This window comes from Athalassotoga sp. (genome assembly GCF_049965695.1).
GTDB lineage: Bacteria > Thermotogota > Thermotogae > Mesoaciditogales > Mesoaciditogaceae > Athalassotoga.
Map to the genome: position 1 here is coordinate 19,740 of NZ_JBMFWB010000024.1, position 7,624 is coordinate 27,363.

Here is a 7,624-nt window from a genome sequence, read left to right on the forward strand (position 1 = left end):
ATACAGTTTTTAATTTTTGCCGTTTTGGTCATAAAGGTGACATGCGACCAATCTGCCGTTGACCTCTTTAAGTTCAGGCTCGACTTTCGAGCAAATTTCCATTGCGTAAGGACACCTTGGGTGGAATCTGCATCCTGATGGGATATTTATGGGAGACGGAATTTCTCCGGTTGGAATGAATTTCTTTGTTTTCATCTTTGGATCGGGGACCGGAACGCTTGCCATAAGTATTTTTGTGTAAGGGTGGAGAGGCTCTTTGAATATATCGTATGTTTTCGCGATCTCAACGATTTTGCCCAGATACATGACGGCGATTCTGTCACAGATGTATTTAGCACTTGCAAGGTCGTGCGTTATGAAAAGATAGGTAAGACCAAGTTCGTTTTTCATCTCTATTAGCAATTTGAGAATTTGCGATCTTATCGACACGTCTAACATGGCTGTAACTTCGTCTGCGACGACAAACTTAGGATTTGTTATTACCGCCCGTGCTATTACAACCCTTTGTCTTTGTCCTCCGGATAAATGCCTTGGGAAGCGATTGTAAAATTCTTCCGGAGGAAGACCTACTTTGTTCAAAATTTCATAGACATGCATTTTTCTTTCCGATTTGTTTCCTATATGATGTATTTTTAAAGGATGTCCAATCGCGTTTCCAACTCTCATGTAAGGATTCAAAGAAGCCATTGGATCTTGAAAGATCATTTGAAAATGTTGTCTTTTAACTCTTAGAGATTCTCCTGAAATTTTTGCCAGATCAACGTCCTCGAAGAGGATATGACCATCTGTCGGACTTTCAAGTCTTATCAAAGTTCTTCCGACTGTGGTCTTGCCACTTCCGGATTCACCGACAAGTCCAAGTGTTTCTCCATATTTTATTTCAAAAGAAAGATCATCAACGGCTCTGACGTAAGGCCTTTCTTTCGCAAACGCCTTTAACCATGACACTTTAAGGGGAAAGTATTTTTTTAAATTTCTAACCGATAGCAACGGTGTCTGTTTTTCTTGATCCATCTTTTTCTCCTTTGTAAAGCCAGCATTTTACTTTTCTTCCTTTTACTTCAAATGTTGGTGGATCTGCTTTTAAACAGATGTCCATCGCAAATGGACATCTCGGATGGAATTTACAACCTTGAGGCGGTGATTTAAGGCTTGGCAGATTCCCTTTTATGTATTTGAGTTCCATATCTTCAAGTTTAACGTTTGGTATTGAAACAAGTAAAAGTTGGGTGTAAGGATGCAAAGGATCATCGTAGATTGAATCTACGTCTCCAAATTCCACAAGATTTCCGGCATACATTATTCCAACTTTATCCACTATTTCTGCAACGAGTCCAAGATCGTGGGTTATCAAAACCATTGACATGTCCTTTTGATCTTTTAACTCCTTGAGCACTTCCATTATCTGTAACTGTACCACCACATCGAGAGAAGTTGTGGGTTCGTCTGCAACAAGCAAGGAAGGGTTTAAGACTATTGCAAGTGCTATCATGACTCTCTGGCGCATTCCTCCGCTGAATTCGAATGGATAATTTTCGAGTCTTGATGGATCTATCCCTATCGACTTTAAAACGTTAGAAGACGTTTTCACCATTTCACTTTCTTCCATCTTCGGGAAATGCGCACGAATTGTTTCGAAAAACTGATTTTTTATTCTCATTATCGGATCAAGAGAGGTCATGGGGTCTTGAAAGATCATCGAAATTTCTTTTCCTCTCAAAGATCTTATCTCGTTATCCGACATTTTTACCATATCTTTATCTTTGTAAAATATATTTCCGCTGACTTTGGCGTTGATTGGCAAAATTTTCAAAAGCGAAAGACCTATTGTGGATTTTCCGCAGCCTGATTCTCCCACAAGGCCGAGAGTTTCGTGAAAGCCAAGTGAAAAGGAAACTCCGTCTACCGCTTTAAGGTTTCCATCTCTCGTCAGATATTCAATGTTAAGATCTTTTACCTCTAATATGTTCATCTTTTTTCACCTATATTCGGGTTAAAATATTCGTCAAGTCCTTCCGCAAACATGCTAAAGCCTAACACTATCGTTATTATGGCAATGCCGGGAAACAGCACCATCCACCAATCGTTGTTGAGGATGAATTGTTGGCCCTTGGCAAGATCGTAACCCCAATCAGGTGTAGGGGGAGCAATCCCGAGACCCAAAAAACTTAGTCCGGCTTCCGTCATTATAGAATCTGCAAGGTTCATGGAGAATATGACTATCGTCGAAGGCAAGACATTCGGAAAAACGTACGATCCTATTATCGTGGATGATTTTGCTCCTATTGCCCTTGCTCCATCGACATAAAGTTCGGATTTAACGGTGCTAACCTGACTTCTTATCACCCTGTAATACGTTGGAATGTACACGACGGCTATCGAAAAGGCTATGTTCAGAAGTCCGGGGCCAAGCATTGCCGCTATCGCTATCGCAAGGATCAATCCCGGAAAAGCATAGACCGAATCCATTATCATAGTCACAATTCTGTCTGCCCTTCCACCTACATACCCGACAAGCAGGCCGACGGGAATTCCCACCACCGCGGCTATTGCAGTTGCTATGAGTGCTATCGCAAAGGCCATTCTTGTGCCCCAAACGAGTCTGCTGAAGATGTCATATCCTAAATTATCAGTTCCCATGATATGCGATATCGTCGGAGGTAAAAGAGACGGTCCCGATGGTTGTGTCGGATTGTAAGGAGAAATAAAGGGAGCGAAGACTGCCGTTATGATGTAGAAAATCAGTATCAGAAAACCTATAAAAGCCATAAGACCCGAAGAGTCTTTGAAAAGTCCTTTTATTCCTTTTCTTATCTCCATGCTTATCATCAGTATCTCACCCTCGGATCCATCCATGCATTTATGATATCTATTAGGATACTTACCACAACGACGAAAAGCGCAAAAAACACAACCGCGCCTTGAATGGCAGGAAAATCTCTATATCTTATCCTTTCAACAAGGTAACTTCCTATTCCAGGCCATGAAAAAGTCGTTTCAGTCAAAACAGCACCTCCAAGTAAAAGTGCGAATTGAAGACCCATTATAGTGAGAATTGGAATCATCGCGTTTTTAAGCGCATGAGCGTAAAGTACCCTGCTTTCTTTGACACCTCTTGATCTTGCGGAGATGACATATTGACTTGAGAGGGAAAGTAAAACGTTCGATCTGACCATTCTGACAAAAACGCTCGATATCACAACTCCGAGTGTCGCGGATGGAAGTACAAGGTGCAAAAGCGAATCATACAAAACATTCCACTGTCCGTTTAAAATTGCGTCTATCGTGTAAAGTCCGGTGTACATGTTATCCGGTGTCATGAAAGGTGATGCGCGTCCGGAAACTGGCAATGCTTTTAACCAGACACCGAAGATGAGTTGAAGCATTATTCCAAGCCAAAAGACAGGCATCGAATAAACAAAAATTGAATAAATCCTTGCTATTACATCAACAGGTCGCCCATAACGGTAAGCGGCCACACTTCCGAAAAAAATGCCTATCGTAACGGCTATGATCATGGCAAATATTGTAAGTTCGAGTGTGGCAGGAAACCTCTCTTCCAATTCTTGAATGACCGGAAGGGTCGTTACCGTTGAATCACCGAAATTTCCCCTTAAAATATTCGCTATGTAATCACCAAATTGAATTATTATTGGCTTATCAAGACCAAGTTGGGCTTCCATGGACTTCACAACTTCCGGAGGGGCCTTTGGACCAAGCATGGCCGTAACGGGATTTCCAGGCAGAATCCTTAAAATAACAAAAACTATCGTCAAAAGTATGAAAATCATGGGTATGGAAAGGATAATGCGTGTGAGAATGTAAGTCTTCAAGATATATCGCTCCTTTTTAAATTCAAATCTCGGGCGGAAATTTCCGCCCGAGATTCAAATCATTTTTTGTAGAGTAAATAGTATCTGAAGATTTGAACTGGATCAAGCAAAACACCGGCAACCTCAGGTTTAGCGGCAATTTGTTGTTCGCCTTGGAAGAGAGGAATGTACGGTACATCTTGAGCCATGAGTTTTTGAACGGCATCATAAAGAGCAGTACGACCTGCCTCATCGCTTACAAGTCTCGCATCTGTGAGAAGTTGATCCATTGTCGGATTTGAATAGTTGGATCCCATCAGAGGGCTTGCAGAAGATTGAAGGAATGGCCACACGAAATCGTCAGGATCGAAGTAATCTGGGTACCATCCAAGCATGAACATCCCCATGACACCCTTGTTCCAGTAATCTATGTATGTGGCCCATTCGGCGTAATTAACGTTGCATTTTATCAGGCCTGTTGATTCAAATTGATTTTTGAGCGTCAAAACGAGATCGGCCTCCGTTGATCCATAATGGCTTGGAGTGTACCACAAAGTTATATTCAAAGGTTTATCTTTTGAGTATCCGAGAGATTGAAGAATGGAAACTGATTTGGCAATGTCTTGAGACGGCATGACATTCATGCTTCCCCATATCCCAACCGGTATCATTGTGTAAAGAGGTTTGACCTGACCTGCGAAAATCTTGCTTTCAATTTCATGCCTGTTCACGGCGTAAGCAAGGGCTTCTCTGATCTTTGCATTTCCGAATGGATCTTGTTTAACGTTGAAGACGATAAATCTCATAAATGGACTTTGACCAACGTATGTTGTGAATTTGTTATTCTGTTGTATTTGCGCGAATTGCTGCGGAAGCAACGTTCTGTAAGCAAGATCTATCTCTCCGCCGAGCAGGGCAAGATACAAACTGTTGGCATCTTGATAGAGTTTTATCAAAATCGTTGGAGTTTTTGCAGGATCTCCGTAGTAATTCGGATTTGGAGCAAGTTCCATCTCAACATCTCTTACCCATCTTTTAACTATGTAAGGTCCGCTGGAAATAGGCATGCCGTTGTAAACCTGATCGGCAGGATAGACTTTCGGATCTACAGGATATGCGACGGTGAATGCAAGTATATTTATGAAAGGTGCAAACGGATATTTAAGATCTATTTCGAAAGTTGTGTCGTCTATCGCTTTTGTTCCTTTAACAACGTCAGAAAGCAAAAATGAAGGATCCTGTCCGAGTTTTATGACCCTATCGAAGGCATATTTAAATGCCTGAGCGTTGATCGGATCTCCGTTGGAAAATTTAAGACCTTTTTTGAGATAAAATGTATACGTAAGGCCATCTTGGGAGATATTCCAACTGTCCGCAAGACCGGGAATTATCTGAGTTGTCCCGGGCACATACGTAACAAGACCTGTCATGATATTTTGAATGAGGTTAACGGAGAGATATTCGTAAGCCTTTGCCGGATCCAAAGATGTGAATTTGTCAGTTGTACCAACAATCACATAATCTTTGCTGCTTGCCGCAAACACCATCATGCTCATCAGAATTAAGAGCACAAAAACACCATATTTCGAAATACTCTTCACCACAAAAACACCCCCTTGTGTTTAAGTTTGGATTTATTTTATTTGTATAGTTAACCATTTAGAAATGTTATTTGAAGATATTTTATCACGAAGTCATTTGAAAGTCAATGAACCGAATTACATGACCTCTAATTTTACACTACCAAGGACTCTTACAAGTCTTTCTCTTCCCTTTTTGTCATCGTATGACCAGTAGGCCAAAGCAGCGGGCATTCTTTTTAAATGGAATAATTTGACGTATTCCTCCATTTCATCCGGAACTTCTATCCTTATTCCCCATCTTATGTCGTACCGGATATAGTCTCTGGCAAATCTGTCTATTACACGCCTTTCATCCTTGTCAAGGTTCAAATAGACTTTTATGAAATTTTCTTTTGCACGATCCGGAATCCTGCCAAGAAACTCTCTTTCAAGGTCAAGCCTTGCTTTAACATATGGATCCAGCGTTTGTCTTCCATTTACCACGGCATCTATTCCATCTTCTAAGCCATCTTTCATTTTGATAAATTCTATCCAGAAAGGTGATGGTAAAGAATCCATCTGGAAATCTTTTATGTCTATGCCTTTTAAAATTCTTCGTATCGTATCGCCACGTATATTTTTAACCTTTGAATGGAGAAGGTTATAAGTCTGTTTTCTTGTTATAAAAGCATCAAGTGCATGTTCTTTATTGATCTTCCTTAAAAATCTTCTGGTTTTTCCGTCAATGTGATAAAATGAATTATTTAAAGTATCTTTAGCAATTCTTTTAGTCTTTTTATATCTTTTCTTGATATTTTCTGGAGCTTTCTCGTATAACTCCAAAAAATCTCTTGAAATTTCTGTGAATGCAATATCTGAAGTCTTGTTCATCATTTCAATCACTGTATCGAAAACATATAAGATATTTGTCCCTTCAAAATACATTCCGGCATTGTATAATGCTTCTTTCCCATATCCCAATGCTTGATCAACATTATATTTCATTCCATACCAACATAACGCGTTTAAAGCAGTTACAATTCCAGACGGATGATGTATTTTAGTCGCAATTTTTAAAGCGTTCTTGAAGTTCTCCAGGCCTTCCTTGTTACCATCCTTTATGAGTTTTCTTCCCTTATTCATTTCGAAAAATATATTGGCTGAATCGCTTATATGTCTATCATCCATCTTGAATTTCCCAAGGTCATAATTTTGTTCTCCAGACAGGACAACGTAAGCAATTAATTCATCTATAACAGAATCGCGTATATTTGGTGAAATATATGGAAGCGCTTCTCGCAACTTGTTATAAAGTGCTTGCGCATATTTTCTCCTGCCCAAATTCCTATAAAGTTCAAGTTTTTTCATCATAAGAAGGAATTTCAGATTTTTATCATGGCAATCTTTGATCTTTTTAATTTCTGACAATGCTTTTTCCCAATCATAGTCATAATCGTATTTCACACAGAGAATGAAAGTCCTTTCTGCTTTAGATAAATTAGAATTAGAAATGATAAAGTTCAAAAACGGTTTTGAAAATGAGCTATACGATTTTATAATATTAAAAACTCGAATGAAATTATAATCAAGCATATGGCCTCCATTGTGCATTAAAATGAATATTGTTGTGTAATTATATCAGAAAAAGCCTTAAAATGTACCAAATGTTACAATTTTCACCTGCTTCAAATCCTTATTCTATAAAGCTGTGCGAGATCGAGAAATTTGACCCTCAGAAAATATAATTTTAAGATAAAACAGGGGTTGATAAAATGAAGTGGAAAATATTAATTGCTCTAATAATTTTAGTTCTATCTTTTGCGATTGTTTTTTCAAATGCGACTACTTACTTCAGCGATGATGGTGGGGGAACGAATGATACAAACTTTAAAAATCCTCAAACCGCTTTTGCTTGTAATGTAATACAACAAGAAGTGCCTGTTGAGTGTCAGAGAATGACTACTAACTAAAAATGCGTAGAGAGAAGGTGAAAAAACATGAAAAAACTTGAAAAAGTTCTTAGAACGATCGAGAAAACTAACGAAGAAGAGCCGCCAGCATATTGCTGTGAATCAGCAGAAATCATTACAGGAGATACGATTAAAGAACTGATTACTCACACAAGCGAAAACTAATTGCAAATAGTCACAGAAGCCCCCTATTTTTAAAGGGGCTTCTGTGAGAAATAAAAAGGATGTGGGATTGTGTGTCATGTTTACTTTACCCTTGGTAACTTATCATGGGATGTTT

General features: G+C 39.2%; 8 protein-coding genes. 2 read left to right on the forward strand and 6 right to left on the reverse strand.

The genetic code is table 11. From position 1 onward, the window contains the following. Nucleotides 1–9 precede the first annotated feature (9 nt). From ACP5NR_RS07695 to ACP5NR_RS07720, 6 genes are all read right to left on the reverse strand, one after another. Nucleotides 10–1,014, reverse strand: coding sequence for an ABC transporter ATP-binding protein (locus tag ACP5NR_RS07695; protein ID WP_428005320.1), 1,005 nt, complete (start codon nucleotides 1,012–1,014; stop codon nucleotides 10–12). After that, nucleotides 977–1,972, reverse strand: a complete 996-nt coding sequence (locus ACP5NR_RS07700; RefSeq protein ID WP_428005319.1) for an ABC transporter ATP-binding protein — start codon at nucleotides 1,970–1,972, stop codon at nucleotides 977–979. Before ACP5NR_RS07700 ends, ACP5NR_RS07695 begins: the two co-directional genes overlap by 38 nt. Beyond that, nucleotides 1,969–2,829: an ABC transporter permease gene (locus tag ACP5NR_RS07705; RefSeq protein WP_428005318.1), complete on the reverse strand. Its 861-nt coding sequence runs from the start codon at nucleotides 2,827–2,829 to the stop codon at nucleotides 1,969–1,971. The genes ACP5NR_RS07700 and ACP5NR_RS07705 overlap by 4 nt, the downstream gene beginning before the upstream one ends. Beyond that, nucleotides 2,829–3,833 carry an ABC transporter permease gene (locus tag ACP5NR_RS07710; protein ID WP_428005317.1) on the reverse strand — a complete coding sequence of 335 codons (1,005 nt, stop codon included), beginning with the start codon at nucleotides 3,831–3,833 and terminating at the stop codon, nucleotides 2,829–2,831. Before ACP5NR_RS07710 ends, ACP5NR_RS07705 begins: the two co-directional genes overlap by 1 nt. A 59-nt stretch (nucleotides 3,834–3,892) precedes the next feature. After that, complete coding sequence (locus ACP5NR_RS07715; protein ID WP_428005316.1) at nucleotides 3,893–5,416, reverse strand: ABC transporter substrate-binding protein; 1,524 nt, start codon at nucleotides 5,414–5,416, stop codon at nucleotides 3,893–3,895. Between the two features lie 114 nt (nucleotides 5,417–5,530). Further along, nucleotides 5,531–6,967: a hypothetical protein gene (locus ACP5NR_RS07720; RefSeq protein ID WP_428006230.1), complete on the reverse strand. Its 1,437-nt coding sequence runs from the start codon at nucleotides 6,965–6,967 to the stop codon at nucleotides 5,531–5,533. Between the two features lie 179 nt (nucleotides 6,968–7,146). On the opposite strand from ACP5NR_RS07720, the gene ACP5NR_RS07725 reads away from it, so the two are divergent. Together ACP5NR_RS07725 and ACP5NR_RS07730 are read left to right on the forward strand one after the other, a co-directional pair. Continuing rightward, on the forward strand, nucleotides 7,147–7,344 hold the full coding sequence (locus ACP5NR_RS07725) for a hypothetical protein (RefSeq protein ID WP_428006231.1): 198 nt from the start codon (nucleotides 7,147–7,149) through the stop codon (nucleotides 7,342–7,344). A gap of 27 nt (nucleotides 7,345–7,371) precedes the next feature. Next, the gene (locus tag ACP5NR_RS07730; protein ID WP_428006232.1) at nucleotides 7,372–7,509 is read left to right on the forward strand and encodes a hypothetical protein; all 138 of its coding nucleotides are present in this window, start codon (nucleotides 7,372–7,374) and stop codon (nucleotides 7,507–7,509) included. Nucleotides 7,510–7,624 lie beyond the last annotated feature (115 nt).